Genomic DNA, 14,486 nt, shown 5'->3' with positions numbered 1-14,486 from the left:
CTTCAAAGATATTGAGTAAGGGAGCGTGCGGGCTGGTGCCCTCACCCCATCCCTCTCCCACAGGGAGAGGGGGCAAAAACAAAAAACGGTAACCAGGGTTACCGTTTTACTTTTATCACCGCAACTGCTGCTGTCGCAGCGTGGTTTTCACCAGACGCCATGCGCTCCAGGCGCCAAAGCCGCGGCGTGCCCAGCGGATCAGCATGTTAGGATGCCGAACCGACCAGATCGCCATCACGCTGCTGCCGACCAGCGCCCATGAGCGCAGGCTCAGGACCGTGTTCCAGCCGCGGTCAAACCGATGCGTGGCTTCAACCCAGTCTCGACGGCTGGCAGACAGATCCAGCCGCTGCTGCTGGATTTGGCTCAACAGATACGCTTTCCGCTTTTGACGTTCGGCTTTGTCGCTCACGACTTATCATCCTCCAGCAGGGCGCGGTCGTTGGCCAGCTCCTGGCGCGTATGGCGCAGGAAGGTCGACGTGCGCGCTTTATGCAGGGTCCAGATACCGCCTATCAGCGCCGCCACCAGCAGAACCACGGTAGTCGCAATCATCGCGTTCAGACGATATTGGGGATCGATAGCCCAGATGATTAACACCATCAGGCTCATCAGACCAAACGCGGCAAAGAGCATCGTAAGCCCTAGCATGAGCAGCATCTGGAAGAGGTTGGCTTTCTCCTCTTCCAGCTCCACTACCGCAAGCCGGACGCGCGTTTCGGCAATCCCGACCAGCGTTGTCAGAATACGCTGGCCGATGCCGAGGACGTTTTTAGCAGGCCCTTGTGCGTGACGTGGATCTTCCATAATCAACGACGCGTCAGCAGGACACCCAGCACCACACCCACGGCGGCGCCAATACCCACACCCGTCCATGGATTATCACGTACATATTCGTCTGCGCGCGCTGCCGCTTCGCGGGTCTGTTTCGCCAGCGCATCACCGGTTTCACCCAGACGGTAACGGCTCTCTTTCAGTGCCTGCTCCGCTTTGCTGCGCAGTTTGCTTACTTCTTCTTTCGATTTATCGGCAGAAGAGTTCAGCACCTCTTCCAGGGTGTCCGCCAGGGATTTCAGTTCAGCGCGCAGATTTTCTGAAGTTGTATCTTTTGACATGATTCTCTCCTGTTGAGATTTCCGTTAACTCAATAATCGCGAGCTTCCAGCGCTTTCAGTTCGTCCTGCGCCTCTTGCAACTTCCTCTCGCGCTTGGCAATTTTTTCCGCATCACCTTTAGCTTTCGCTTCCTGAAGGTCTTGACGGCGCTCGGCTATCTCGTCCTTCTGTTCAGCGATTTTTTTCTGATGATCGGCACGCAGCTTGCTGTCCGTACAGTTGTCTTTCACTTCGCTCAACGCTTTTTTCAGCCCGTCGATCCGATGCTGATTGTTATGCTTTTCGGCATAACTGATTTCGCGTTGGATATCCTGTTCTTTCTCCTGACAAAGAGACATAGCGAAGGAAGCTGTGCTTAAAGAAAAAAGGGCCAGAGCCAGAGTGATGCGGTATTTCATTATAGAAACCTTCCATTGTGTTACGGCGTAAGCCGTGTTCCAGAACAAAGCGGAGAACATCTGAGGGGTGCTCCGCGTACTTAAGCATAGTAAGTAAACGGGAGTTTCACCAAAGTAGGTGAAAATATTCGGAATATTAGTCGTTAACCAAATCGATGCGACGTGTCGCGTAACCGTGACATCCAGGAGGCGACGTGGCTGTCATCATCCTGTTGCGCAATGATGTAACCCTGCGGCAGCGTGCGGTCCAGCACGGCTTTCGCCGCGGCGCTTTGCGCACTGGAGTCAAATTTTATCAGCAGCACATCGTCTTGCGGCGTGATGCTCTTAAAGCGGATCCCGTTCGCGTCCAGATGATGCCAGATGGAAAAACCATCCGGCACGCTGGTTCCCTGGCTCACAGGACGGATAGCCAGCGTCGACTCCTGATGCTGTAGCGCAGACCACAGCAGGATAAGAGCGCTGAACATCATCAGCGCGACGATGGCGTAAGAGAAGCGGCGCAGCGCGAGCGGGGAGATAACCATCGTTAACCCCTGGCTCCGTATTTCTTCTTCCACAGTACGACCAGGGACCCGACCAGGCCAAACACCAGCAGAACGACGGGCAGCAGCATCAGGCAAGACATCAACTGGTCTTCGTATTTCATAAAGACCGGCGTTTTACCCAGCGCGTAGCCGAGCGTGGTCAGGATCAGCACCCACAGCAAGCCGCTCATCCAGTTAAAGAACTGGAAGCGCGTGCTGCTCAAGCCGGACAGGCCCGCAATGGTGGGCAGCAGGGTGCGTACGAATGCGATAAAGCGACCGATCAGCAAGGCGGAAAGCCCATGCTTATGGAAAAGGTGGTGCGCCCGCTGGTGGTAATGTGCCGGAAGGTGCGAAAGCCAGTTCTGAACGATTCGCGTGTTGCCCAGCCATCGTCCCTGAATGTAACTCACCCAGCAGCCCAGGCTGGCGGCAATGGTCAACAGCAGGACCGTTTGCGGGAAAGCCATCGCCCCTTTTGCACAGAGCACCCCGACCAGCACCAGCAGGCTGTCGCCGGGTAAAAAGGCAGCAGGCAGCAGACCGTTCTCAAGGAACAGGATCATAAATAATACAAAGTAGAGCATGCCAATCATGGACGGGTTGGCCAGCGTTTCGAAATCCTGAGCCCAGAGGGCGTTCAGTAGTTGGGTCAAAAGTTCCATTCAGTGTTCCTGGAAATCGGTTAACGTCACGCCTGTAATTCGGGAAATACAGCACGGCGACATTGTTATGATTTCATTATGGTCGCTCGCGGACACATTGATGTGTGGCCAACACTGTTCCCTGTTAATTGGCTGGTTAGCAAGCACTAACTTACAAAATAACGAAGTGAATCCAATTGTAACAAAGCCCGACGTTCTGCGTCACAGAATTTGAGGGGAAACACGATTTTGGCGTAAGCCACGGAGGGGAGCGAGAAATTTTACAAAGGCTGACACTATAGAGGTTTTCTTACCCTGTCTGGCCGGAAGGCGCGGCGGTGCGCCTGCCAGCCGTTCGGGGGATTATTTTGCGAGATTGGTCGCGGTATCGAGGTGAACGACCGGATTATCGGCAAAAAGATAGCGGTCAGCGTTAAATTCAAAGTCATCACTTGTTTCATTAAACAGCATCTGTTTAGTGTTCTCCAGGTGCTGCCACATTGCCAGTTTCGCCGCATGCGGATCTTTACGAATCAGGGCCTTAAGAATCTGGTCGTGATCGTCACACCAGTTATCCACCGTGCGGGAATCAATGTGATCGTGCAATTTCTTCCAGTACGGGTTGTGAACGCGCTGAGTCCACATTTTTTCAACGATTGCCGCCAGCGCCGTGTTCTGAGTCGCAAGGGCGACCTGGACGTGGAATTGCAGGTCCCATTCGGAATCGCGGAAACATTTTTCTTTACGCGCATGATCCTGGATTTCCATCAGCTTCATGATGTCCTGCTTGGTCACCTGCGTCGCAGCAAATTCCGCAATGTTGCTTTCAATCAGCTGGCGAGCCTGAAGAAGCTCAAACGGACCGTAGCTGGCAAATTCCAGACTTTCGTCCGGGGTGGGGGAGTGTTTCGCCTGGCTGGAAATCACATGAATGCCGGATCCTTTGCGTACCTCAACATACCCTTCCACTTCCAGCATGATGATGGCTTCGCGGACCACCGTGCGGCTGACGCTTTTTTCATCCGCAATGAAACGCTCAGCGGGAAGTTTATCACCGACAAGATAGACCCCTTGCTCGATGCGATCTTTCAGCTCGGCGGCAAGTTGTTGATATAAACGACGTGATTCGGTGATTTCCATATGCGCTCCAGGCAGGGTACGGCGAATGATTTGTTATACCACTTTTGCGTTCCACTCTCCAGATTTCGCCATGAAAAAAGCCGCCCGGAGGCGGCTTTTGAGAAGATTTTGCCGGGTGGCGCTGCGCTTACCCGGCCTACGATTTTATTGGATTTTGTAGGCCGGGTAAGGCGGAGCCGCCACCTGGCACAACAACGCTAACTCTGCGTCGCCGGTCCCCCAAGGGACTCTTTCGCCAGTTCATCGGCGGATTTACTTTTCAGCACCGTCCAGATAACCACCGCACCCAACAGGTCGAAGACAGCCAGTACCGCGAACAGCGGGCTGAAACCAATCGTATCCGCCAGCGCGCCGACCACCAGCGCAAACAGGGTACTTGCGGTCCAGGCGGCCATCCCGGTCAGGCCGTTGGCGGTAGCGACTTCGTTACGACCAAACACGTCGGAAGAGAGCGTAATCAGCGCACCGGACAGAGACTGGTGAGCAAAGCCCCCGATACACAACAGGGCGATAGCCACGTAAGGGCTGGTGAACAGGCCGATCATGCCCGGGCCGATCATCAGCAGGGCGCCCATGGTGACCACCATCTTACGGGACACAATCAGGTTCACGCCAAACCAGCGCTGGAACAGCGGTGGCAGGTAGCCGCCGACGATACAGCCCAGGTCTGCAAACAGCATTGGCATCCAGGCGAACATCGCGATCTCTTTCAGGTTAAAGCCGTAAACTTTAAACATGAACAGCGGGATCCAGGCGTTAAATGTCCCCCAGGCCGGTTCTGCCAGGAAGCGTGGCAGGGCGATACCCCAGAACTGACGGGTGCCCAGGATCTGCCAGACGGACATCTTTTTGCCGTTGTCGGTCTGATGCTGGGATTCCTGACCATTAATGATGTAGTCACGTTCTTCGTCAGACAGCTTTTTCTGGTCGCGCGGGTGTTTATAGAAGATCAGCCACGCCATGGCCCAGGCAAAGCTCAGCACACCGGAGATGATGAACGCCATCTGCCAGCTGTGCATCACAATCGCCCACACCACCAGTGGCGGAGCAATCATCGCCCCGATGGAGGAGCCCACGTTGAAGTAACCGACAGCGATTGAACGTTCTTTTGCCGGGAACCATTCAGAGCTGGCTTTCAGACCTGCGGGGATCATCGCCGCTTCGGCAGCACCAACCGCACCACGCGCCAGCGCCAGTCCGCCCCAGCTGCCGGCCAGCGCGGTCGCCCCACAGAAGACGGCCCAGGCTACAGCGAAGAAGGCATAACCAATTTTTGTACCCAGAATATCAAGAACATAACCTGCAACAGGCTGCATTACGGTGTAAGCGGCAGAGTAAGCCGCAATGATGTAAGAGTATTGCTGCGTGGAGATATGTAACTCTTCCATCAACGTTGGCGCCGCTGCTGCCACGGTGTTACGTGTCAGGTAGCCCAGCACGGTGCCGAGCGTCACCAGTGCGATCATGTACCAACGTAACCCTTTAATTTTACGCATGTAAAACCTCATCGTTATGTTATTTCCGTGTCGGGACACGGCAACAACTCAACCGTTGCCGGGAGCTGTTCTGTAACGGGAGGGGCGTAACCGGGAACCTGTCCCGGAACGGCCCGAACCTTGCCATAAGTAATCGTGCTAAGTCGGCTTCCGTACCGTTAAATCCGATGTATCAAACACCGGTAATGCATTCCGTCGGCTTATAGTTTGCGACGGCGAAAAGATAACTTGTCATACAACTTTAAAAGGTGAGTGACATCACAAAAGTGTGAATCTTTGTAGGGACATTATGCGGCGCGCGCAAAGCCAGAACTGGCGCGGCCTGCGTGAGGGTTTACCCCTTTGAGGGTAATTTATTTGTCGACGTTTATTGATCTAACTCACGAAAAAAACGTCGGACTCTGGAAATTGGTGTGATAACTTTGCAGCATCTGAACATAAGCTTTCTGACGCTCCCGTAATGAGGAAGACGATAATGACACCGTTTATGACCGACGATTTTCTGTTAGATACCGAATTTGCTCGCCGCCTGTACCACGACTACGCAAAAGACCAGCCGATTTTCGACTACCACTGCCATTTACCGCCGCAGCAGGTTGCCGAAAATTACCGTTTCAAAAACCTGTATGATATCTGGCTGAAGGGTGACCACTATAAGTGGCGCGCAATGCGCACCAACGGCGTGGCCGAGCGCCTGTGTACCGGCGACGCTACCGATCGCGAGAAGTTTGACGCCTGGGCGGCTACCGTTCCCCACACCATCGGTAACCCGTTATACCACTGGACGCACCTCGAACTGCGTCGTCCGTTTGGTATCACCGGCAAGCTGCTCTCTCCCGCCACGGCGGATGAAATCTGGGATCAGTGCAACGAACTGCTGGCGCAGGATAGCTTCTCGGCGCGCGGTATCATGAAGCAGATGAACGTGAAGATGGTGGGCACCACCGACGATCCTGTCGACTCTCTGGAGCACCACGCGGTTGTCGCGAAGGACAGCACGTTTGACATCAAAGTGCTGCCAAGCTGGCGCCCGGATAAAGCCTTCAACATCGAGCTGCCGACCTTTAACGACTACATGGCGAAGCTGGCGGAAGTGTCTGATACCGATATCCGTCGTTTTTCCGATCTGCAAACCGCGCTGACCAAACGTCTGGATCACTTTGCCGCACACGGCTGTAAAGTGTCTGACCACGCGCTGGACGTAGTGCTGTTCGCGGAATCCAGCGAAGCTGAGCTGGACAGCATTCTGGCGCGTCGTCTCTCCGGCGAAGCCCTGAGCGAGCACGAAGTGGCGCAGTTTAAAACCGCGGTGCTGGTGTTCCTCGGTGCGGAATATGCCCGTCGCGGCTGGGTTCAGCAGTATCACATCGGCGCGCTGCGTAATAACAACCAGCGTCAGTTCAAACTGCTGGGCGCGGACGTAGGCTTTGACTCCATCAACGACCGTCCGATGGCGGAAGAGCTGTCAAAACTGCTGAGCAAACAGAACGAGCAAAACCTGCTGCCAAAAACCATTCTGTACTGCCTGAACCCGCGCGATAACGAAGTGCTGGGCACCATGATCGGCAACTTCCAGGGCGAAGGGATGCCGGGCAAGATGCAGTTCGGTTCCGGCTGGTGGTTTAACGATCAGAAAGACGGCATGGAGCGTCAGATGACGCAGCTGGCGCAGCTCGGCCTGCTGAGCCGCTTCGTTGGCATGCTGACCGACAGCCGCAGTTTCCTCTCCTATACCCGCCATGAATATTTCCGCCGCATTCTGTGCCAGATGATTGGCCGCTGGGTGCACGCGGGCGAAGCGCCAGCGGATATCCAGCTGCTGGGCGAAATGGTGAGAAACATCTGCTTTAACAATGCGCGTGACTACTTCGCCATTGAACTGAACTAAGGCCGTTTGAGGTTGATATGCAATACATCAAAATCCATTCGCTGGATAACGTTGCCGTCGCGCTGGCCGATTTAGCCGAAGGGACGGAAGTGACCTTCGACAACCAGTCGGTGACGTTACGCCAGGCCATTGGACGTGGACATAAGTTTGCCCTGATCCCCATCGCGAAAGGGGAGAACGTGGTGAAGTACGGTTTGCCCATCGCTCATGCGCTGGCGGATATTGCGCCGGGTGAATACATTCATTCCCACAATACCCGCACCAATCTCAGCGATCTGGACGAGTACAGCTATCAACCTGACTTCCAGCCAGAAGAAGGACAGGCGGCCGATCGTGAGGTGCAGATCTACCGCCGCGCCAGCGGGGAGGTGGGGATCCGCAATGAACTGTGGATCCTCCCGACCGTCGGCTGCGTGAACGGGATCGCGCGTCAAATTCAGACGCGTTTCCTGAAAGAGACTAACAATGCTGAAGGCACCGACGGCGTGCATCTGTTCAGCCACACCTATGGTTGTTCCCAGCTGGGCGACGACCACATCAATACCCGCACCATGCTGCAAAATATGGTACGCCACCCGAACGCGGGGGCGGTGCTGGTGATTGGCCTCGGCTGTGAAAACAATCAGGTCGACGCCTTCCGCGACACGCTGGGCGAGTTCGATCCTGAGCGCGTGCACTTTATGGTGTGTCAGCACCAGGACGACGAAGTGGAAGCAGGCGTTGAACAGCTGCACCAGCTGTATGAGGTGATGCGTCACGACAAGCGCGAGCCGGGCAAGCTGAGTGAACTGAAGTTTGGCCTGGAGTGCGGCGGGTCTGACGGGCTTTCCGGTATTACCGCTAACCCGATGCTGGGCCGCTTCTCAGATTACGTCATCGCCAACGGCGGCACCACGGTGCTGACCGAAGTGCCGGAGATGTTCGGCGCAGAGCGCATTCTGATGAGCCACTGCCGTGACGAAGAGACGTTTGAGAAGACCGTCACCATGGTCAACGACTTCAAACATTACTTTATCGCCCATAACCAGCCGATTTACGAGAACCCGTCGCCGGGCAACAAGGCGGGCGGGATCACCACGCTGGAAGAGAAATCCCTGGGCTGCACCCAGAAAGCGGGCGCCAGCCAGGTGGTGGACGTGCTGCGCTACGGTGAACGGCTGAAAACGCACGGTCTGAACCTGCTGAGCGCACCGGGCAACGATGCGGTCGCCACCAGTGCGCTGGCGGGCGCGGGCTGTCACATGGTGCTGTTCAGTACCGGGCGCGGCACGCCGTACGGCGGATTTGTGCCAACGGTAAAAATCGCCACTAACAGCGAACTGGCGGCGAAGAAAAAGCACTGGATCGACTTTGATGCCGGCCAGCTGATCCACGGCAAAGCGATGCCGCAGCTGCTGAGCGAATTTGTGGACACGATTGTGGAATTTGCCAGCGGCAGGCAGACCTGCAACGAGAAGAACGACTTCCGCGAGCTGGCGATCTTTAAGAGTGGTGTGACGCTGTAATCGGTGCGGTCTGGTGCCCTCACCCTGGCCCTCTCCCACGGGGAGAGGGTACAAACACTAAAAACGGCAACCTTAGGGTTGCCGTTTTGCTGTTAACCTCGCAGGGCGTTCTTCGCTAAACGTGCGTCTTCCGCCTGACAGGCCGCTGCGGTAAACAGCACGTCGGTAGAGGAGTTCAGCGCGGTTTCGCAGGAATCCTGCAATACGCCGATAATGAAGCCGACCGCGACAACCTGCATGGCAATCTCGTTCGGGATACCGAACATGTTACAGGCCAGCGGGATCAGCAGCAGCGAGCCGCCCGCCACGCCGGATGCGCCACAGGCACACAGTGATGCAACGACGCTCAGCAGCAGCGCGGTTGGCAGATCCACCGGAATACCCAGCGTATGGACCGCCGCCAGCGTCAGCACGGTGATGGTGATCGCCGCACCTGCCATGTTCACGGTTGCACCCAGAGGAATCGACACCGAATAGGTATCGCGATCCAGATTCAGCTTCTCCGCCAGCGCCATGTTGACCGGAATGTTTGCCGCCGAGCTGCGGGTGAAGAAGGCATACACGCCGCTTTCACGCAGGCAGGTCAGCACCAGCGGATACGGGTTGCGGCGGATCTGCCAGAACACCAGCAGCGGGTTGATCACCAGCGCCACCAGCAGCATACAGCCGACCAGCACGACCAGCAGCTGCGCGTAGCCCCACAGTGCGTCGAAACCGGTGGTGGCCAGCGTCGAAGAAACCAGGCCGAAAATACCGACTGGTGCAAAGCGAATCACCAGCTTCACCATGAAGGTCACGGCGTTGGACAAATCGTTGACCAGGTTTTTCGTGGTCTCGTTGCCGTGACGCAGCGCGAAGCCCAGACCAATCGCCCAGACCAGGATGCCGATGTAGTTTCCGTTCATCAGCGCGGTGACAGGGTTAGAGACCATGCTCATCAGCAGACCGCGAAGCACTTCCACAATCCCGGACGGCGGGGTGATATCACCGGCCGCGCTGGTCAGGTGCAGCGTGGACGGGAACAGGAAGCTAAACACCACGGCCGTTAAGGCAGCAGAGAAGGTTCCCAGAAGATACAGGAACAGAATAGGGCGAATGTTGGTTTTTTGTCCGTGCTGGTGGTTGGCAATCGACGCCATCACCAGCATCAGCACCAGTACCGGGGCGACGGCCTTCAGTGCGCCAACGAAAAGGGTGCCGAGCAGCCCCGTGGCCTCCGCAGCAGGTTTTGACACCATCGCCAGCAGAATACCCAGTACCAACCCGACCAGAATTTGTTTTACAAGACTGCCCTGCGCCAGGCGCGCGAACAGACCGCGTGATTGTGTGCTCATACGTTATTCCTGAGTGAAATTGCGTTCCATCCTGGATGTGCTCTAAGTCACATTTATTTCCGGATGTAAGTAAATGTTTGCCTGGTCGAGTATAGGGAATGCGTGAAAGGAGGGAAGCGTAAAATGCTGGATTTTACGTGTTGCGTCATGTTTTTTAACTATTGGTTAACGAAAGTGCCGGGTGGCGCTGCGCTTACCCGGCCTGCATTGCATTTCCCCCTCTCCCTGTGGGAGAGGGTTGGGGTGAGGGCATCAGCCCGCACCGAACGTTGCACTAAGCCTGCTGCTTCTTATCGTGCTGGCGGTTAACCCAGGTATTGATAATCAGCGTCACCAGCAGAATGCCAAACACCACGCCGAGCGAAATGGCGATCGGGATGTGGTAGAAATCAACGATCAGCATCTTAATACCGATAAACACCAGGATCACCGACAGGCCGTACTTCAGCATTGAGAAGCGCTCTGCCGCGCCCGCCAGCAGGAAGTACATCGCACGCAGGCCGAGGATGGCGAACAGGTTCGAGGTCAGAACGATGAACGGGTCGGTAGTGACCGCGAAGATAGCCGGGATACTGTCCACCGCGAAAATCACGTCGCTCAGCTCGACCAGAATCAGCACCAGCAGCAGCGGGGTGGCGAACAGCAGGCCGTTCTTACGCACGAAGAAATGCTCGCTCTCGATCTTGTCCGTCATGCGCAGATGACCCCGGATCCACTTCACCAGCGGCTTATCACCGATACCGGTGTCGTCTTCTTTCGCCAGCGCCATTTTGACCCCGGTGAACAGCAGGAACGCACCAAACACATACAGCAGCCATTCGAACTGGGTAATCAGCCAGCTACCGGCGAAGATCATGATGGTACGCAGGACAATAGCGCCCAGCACGCCGTACACCAGCACGCGGCGTTGCAGAGCCGCAGGCACGGCGAAGTAGCTGAACAGCATCAGCCAGACGAAGACGTTATCAACCGCCAGCGCTTTTTCAATCAGATAGCCGGTGAGGAAGGCGAGTGCCTGAGGATCGGCCACCGCGCGGCCTTCGGTTGAGGCCAGATACCACCAGAAGGCGGCGCAGAAGAGAAGTGAGAGGGTAACCCATACCAGCGACCAGACGGCGGCCTGCTTAACGCTCATGCCGTGCTCGCCGCGACGGCCCTGCAAAAAGAGGTCGATTGCCAGCATGATGAGCACGACAACCGCGAATCCGCCCCACAGCATTGGAGTGCCGACAGAATGCATACTATTTTCCTTACACATAAAAAACAAAAACGGCTATGGTCAGAAGACGATAGCCGTTAGCTTTTTATGCATAGACCTCGCCTTCCGGCAAGGTCTCACTTACAACCACGAAGGTTGCCCGGCGACCGGATGCGGTTTTGCACGCATCGTAATGACGATCCACCGGCGAAGAAGTTACTCCCCTTTGCAGGTAACAAATTATGTCAGACCATCGGTTTCGTCAATGGTCTGCACGATTTCATTACACAGCTTTACGCGACGGCTTCCACATTCACGCCGTCTGCGGGGAAAATCACGCCAGTCTGTCGGCGGATCTCCGTTTGCAGCTTCGCCGTGGTGCGGCTGATCGCCAGCCCCGGGTGGTTCACTTCGTTGTCTTCTACCAGACGGGCGAAGACCTCTGCCTCATAGAGCATAGTGTTAATATGCTGAGGCTGCGTCAGCTCCTGCGCTTTGCCGCCGCGCGGAACAATGCTCAGCTTCTGGCATTCGGAGATTTTTTCGATCACCAGCGAGCCGTCTTCGCCCTGAATTTCGCTTGGCAGTACGGAGTCACTGACCTTCGAGTGCTGCAACGTCACGCTGAAATCACCGTAGTCCAGCACCACAACGCCGTGTGCATCCACGCCGCTCTCCAGCAGGCTGGCGGTGGCCGTTACGCCGTGCGGTTCACCCCACAGGGCGACCGCAGAGGCCAGGCAGTAAAAACCGATATCCATAATTGAGCCATTCGAGAAGGCCGGGTTAAAGGTGTTCGGGTTTTCGCCGTCCAGGTAGCGCTGGTAGCGCGAGGAATACTGGCAGTAGTTGATAAAGGCTTTACGCACTTTGCCAATTTTCGGCAGGGACTGCTGCAACAGCAGGAAGTTCGGCAGGCTGGCGGTTTTGAATGCTTCAAACAGCACCACCTGGTTTTCGCGGGCAAGCGCAATGGCGGCTTCCACTTCCTCAATATTCGAGGCCAGCGGCTTCTCGCAGATCACATGCTTTTTGTGGCTGAGGAACAGCTTCGTTTGTGGGAAGTGCAGAGAATTCGGGCTGGCGATATAGACCGCGTCAATGGCGTCGCTTTGCGCCATCTCATCGAGCGAGGTGAACAGATGTTCAACCAGGTAGTCATTCGCAAAACTCTGCGCCTGCTCAAGGCTGCGGGAATAGACTGCGGTGAGCTTATATTTGCCGGTTTCGTGGGCGGCGTCGACGAACTGGCGCGTGATCCAGTTCGTACCGATGACTGCGAAACGTATCATAAACGTTTACGTACTCCGTAGCAGGGAACCTAAAGCCACTGTAGCACGTCATCATGACATTTCGCGTGCGCTACTGCGCATTACTCTTTAACGATAAATGCGTCAGCCACAAACGGGTATCAAACTCCAGCTGGTGGTACTGCGGCTCCATATGGCAGCACAGGGAGTAGAACGCTTTGTCGTGCTCTTTCTCTTTCAGGTGCGCCAGCTCGTGCACCACGATCATCCGCAGAAAGGCTTCCGGCGCATTGCGAAAGACGGTCGCGACGCGGATCTCCGCTTTGGCCTTCAGTTTGCCGCCCTGTACGCGGGAGATGGCGGTATGCAGGCCGAGCGCGTTTTTCAGCACGTGGATCTTGTTGTCGTACATCACCTTGTTGATCGGCGGGGCGCTCTTCAGATACTGGTTTTTCAGATCCTGCGTATACTGCCAGAGGGCTTTGTCAGTCGCGAAATCATGCGTGCCCGGGTAGCGTTTTTCCAGCACCGCGCCGAGCTTTCCCCCGGCAATCAGGTCACGAACCTGGGAAAGTAAATGTTCCGGGTAGCCCTGGAGATAAGTAAGTTGGTTCATCAACGCCCCAAATCGACAATAAAACGGGTATACTCACGCACCCTTTTCAGGGATACGCCAAATTTTACCATTCAGGAGGGCCGATGAGCCACTTAGACAACGGTTTCCGTTCACTCAACCTTAAACGTTTCCCGGAAACGGACGACGTTAACCCGCTTCAGGCGTGGGAAGCGGCGGATGAATATCTGCTGCAACAGTTGGATGGGACTGAAATCCGCGGCCCGGTTCTGATCCTGAATGACGCGTTTGGCGCGCTGGCCTGCGCGCTGGCGGAACATGCGCCTTACAGTATCGGTGATTCTTACTTAAGCGAGCTGGCGACGCGTGAAAACCTGCGTCACAACGATATCGAAGAATCCAGCGTGAAGTTCCTCGACAGCACCGCGGACTACCCGCAGGCGCCGGGCGTGGTGCTGATTAAAGTGCCCAAAACCATGGCGCTGCTGGAGCAGCAGCTTCGCGCGCTGCGTAAGGTCGTGACGCCGGATACGCGCATCATCGCGGGCGCCAAAGCGCGCGATATTCACACCTCGACGCTGGAATTGTTCGAGAAAGTGCTCGGCCCGACCACCACGACGCTTGCCTGGAAGAAAGCGCGCCTGATCAACTGTACCTTCAGCGCACCGGCGCTGGCCGACGCGCCAGAAACGCTGAGCTGGAAACTGGAAGGCACCGACTGGACTATCCACAACCACGCGAACGTTTTCTCCCGTACCGGTCTGGATATCGGCGCACGCTTCTTTATGGAACATCTGCCGGAAAACCTGGAAGGGGAAATCGTGGATCTCGGCTGCGGTAACGGCGTGATTGGCCTGACGCTGCTGGCGAAGAACCCGGAGGCCAGCGTGGTGTTCAGCGACGAATCGCCAATGGCGGTAGCGTCCAGCCGTCTGAACGTGGAAACCAACCTGCCTGAAGCGCTGGATCGCTGCGAATTTATGATCAATAACGCGCTGTCGGGCGTGGAGCCTTTCCGCTTCAACGCAGTATTCTGTAACCCGCCGTTCCACCAGAAGCACGCCCTGACGGATAACGTCGCGTGGGAGATGTTCCACCACGCGCGCCGCTGCCTGAAAATCAACGGCGAGCTGTATATCGTGGCCAACCGCCACCTGGACTACTTCCACAAGCTGAAGAAGATTTTCGGCAACTGCGTCACCATTGCCACCAATAACAAATTCGTGGTGCTGAAATCGGTGAAGCTGGGGCGTCGTCGGTAAGATCGCTTTGCCTGGCGGCGCTTCGCTTGTACAGGCCTACGGTTTCAAATGCCCGGTGGCGCTTCGCTTACCGGGCCTACAATGGCCTCGGACCCGTTGGCCCGGTAAGCGACTGTCTCTTATACACATCTGACGCTGCCGACGACTAACCTCGG

15 protein-coding genes are annotated in these 14,486 nt (G+C 56.1%); 3 read left to right on the top strand and 12 right to left on the bottom strand.

From position 1 onward, the window contains the following. Nucleotides 1-115: 115 nt before the first annotated feature. The 8 genes from ACNQ0W_RS06605 to ACNQ0W_RS06570 all read right to left on the bottom strand — a co-directional run bounded on the left by ACNQ0W_RS06605 (nt 116) and on the right by ACNQ0W_RS06570 (nt 5,320). Nucleotides 116-412, bottom strand: a complete 297-nt coding sequence (locus ACNQ0W_RS06605) for a YqjK-like family protein (protein WP_003862649.1) — start codon at nt 410-412, stop codon at nt 116-118. Further along, nucleotides 409-807 (bottom strand): phage holin family protein, encoded by a 399-nt coding sequence (locus ACNQ0W_RS06600; RefSeq protein WP_003862647.1) that lies wholly within the window; start codon nt 805-807, stop codon nt 409-411. Before ACNQ0W_RS06600 ends, ACNQ0W_RS06605 begins: the two co-directional genes overlap by 4 nt. Nucleotides 808-809: 2 nt before the next feature. Then, nucleotides 810-1,115: a DUF883 family protein gene (locus ACNQ0W_RS06595; protein WP_003862645.1), complete on the bottom strand. Its 306-nt coding sequence runs from the start codon at nt 1,113-1,115 to the stop codon at nt 810-812. Nucleotides 1,116-1,144: 29 nt separating this feature from the next. Beyond that, entirely contained in the window at nt 1,145-1,513 is a 369-nt protein-coding gene (locus tag ACNQ0W_RS06590) for a DUF1090 domain-containing protein (RefSeq protein ID WP_047051210.1), read from the bottom strand. Between the two features lie 143 nt (nt 1,514-1,656). Next, the gene (gene mzrA / locus ACNQ0W_RS06585) at nt 1,657-2,040 is read right to left on the bottom strand and encodes an EnvZ/OmpR regulon moderator MzrA (RefSeq protein ID WP_003862640.1); all 384 of its coding nucleotides are present in this window, start codon (nt 2,038-2,040) and stop codon (nt 1,657-1,659) included. 2 nt (nt 2,041-2,042) lie between these two features. Continuing rightward, nucleotides 2,043-2,705, bottom strand: coding sequence for a DedA family general envelope maintenance protein YqjA (yqjA, locus tag ACNQ0W_RS06580; RefSeq protein ID WP_003862638.1), 663 nt, complete (start codon nt 2,703-2,705; stop codon nt 2,043-2,045). Nucleotides 2,706-3,047: 342 nt separating this feature from the next. Then, nucleotides 3,048-3,824: a transcriptional regulator ExuR gene (gene exuR, locus ACNQ0W_RS06575; protein WP_003862635.1), complete on the bottom strand. Its 777-nt coding sequence runs from the start codon at nt 3,822-3,824 to the stop codon at nt 3,048-3,050. Nucleotides 3,825-4,021: 197 nt separating this feature from the next. Continuing rightward, entirely contained in the window at nt 4,022-5,320 is a 1,299-nt protein-coding gene (locus tag ACNQ0W_RS06570) for an MFS transporter (RefSeq protein WP_003862634.1), read from the bottom strand. 475 nt (nt 5,321-5,795) lie between these two features. On the opposite strand from ACNQ0W_RS06570, the gene uxaC reads away from it, so the two are divergent. Further along, nucleotides 5,796-7,208 carry a glucuronate isomerase gene (gene uxaC, locus ACNQ0W_RS06565; RefSeq protein WP_062933397.1) on the top strand — a complete coding sequence of 471 codons (1,413 nt, stop codon included), beginning with the start codon at nt 5,796-5,798 and terminating at the stop codon, nt 7,206-7,208. Nucleotides 7,209-7,225: 17 nt separating this feature from the next. Continuing rightward, entirely contained in the window at nt 7,226-8,713 is a 1,488-nt protein-coding gene (locus ACNQ0W_RS06560; RefSeq protein ID WP_062933396.1) for a UxaA family hydrolase, read from the top strand. A 92-nt stretch (nt 8,714-8,805) separates the two neighbouring features. Here ACNQ0W_RS06560 and sstT read toward each other — a convergent pair whose 3' ends face one another. From sstT to ACNQ0W_RS06540, 4 genes are all read right to left on the bottom strand, one after another. Continuing rightward, complete coding sequence (gene sstT, locus ACNQ0W_RS06555; RefSeq protein ID WP_062933395.1) at nt 8,806-10,047, bottom strand: serine/threonine transporter SstT; 1,242 nt, start codon at nt 10,045-10,047, stop codon at nt 8,806-8,808. Between the two features lie 274 nt (nt 10,048-10,321). Continuing rightward, nucleotides 10,322-11,287 (bottom strand): TerC family protein, encoded by a 966-nt coding sequence (locus ACNQ0W_RS06550; protein ID WP_017382424.1) that lies wholly within the window; start codon nt 11,285-11,287, stop codon nt 10,322-10,324. A gap of 251 nt (nt 11,288-11,538) precedes the next feature. Beyond that, nucleotides 11,539-12,537, bottom strand: a complete 999-nt coding sequence (locus ACNQ0W_RS06545; RefSeq protein WP_003862623.1) for a Gfo/Idh/MocA family protein — start codon at nt 12,535-12,537, stop codon at nt 11,539-11,541. 70 nt (nt 12,538-12,607) lie between these two features. Then, on the bottom strand, nt 12,608-13,111 hold the full coding sequence (locus ACNQ0W_RS06540) for a YgjP-like metallopeptidase domain-containing protein (protein WP_032655191.1): 504 nt from the start codon (nt 13,109-13,111) through the stop codon (nt 12,608-12,610). A gap of 83 nt (nt 13,112-13,194) precedes the next feature. On the opposite strand from ACNQ0W_RS06540, the gene rlmG reads away from it, so the two are divergent. Then, nucleotides 13,195-14,331 carry a 23S rRNA (guanine(1835)-N(2))-methyltransferase RlmG gene (gene rlmG / locus ACNQ0W_RS06535; protein ID WP_062933394.1) on the top strand — a complete coding sequence of 379 codons (1,137 nt, stop codon included), beginning with the start codon at nt 13,195-13,197 and terminating at the stop codon, nt 14,329-14,331. Nucleotides 14,332-14,486 lie beyond the last annotated feature (155 nt).

Source organism: Enterobacter cloacae complex sp. 6730903 (assembly GCF_048283985.1).
GTDB classification, from domain to species: domain Bacteria; phylum Pseudomonadota; class Gammaproteobacteria; order Enterobacterales; family Enterobacteriaceae; genus Enterobacter; species Enterobacter hormaechei_C.
This window is presented reverse-complemented; position numbering and strand designations above follow the sequence as displayed.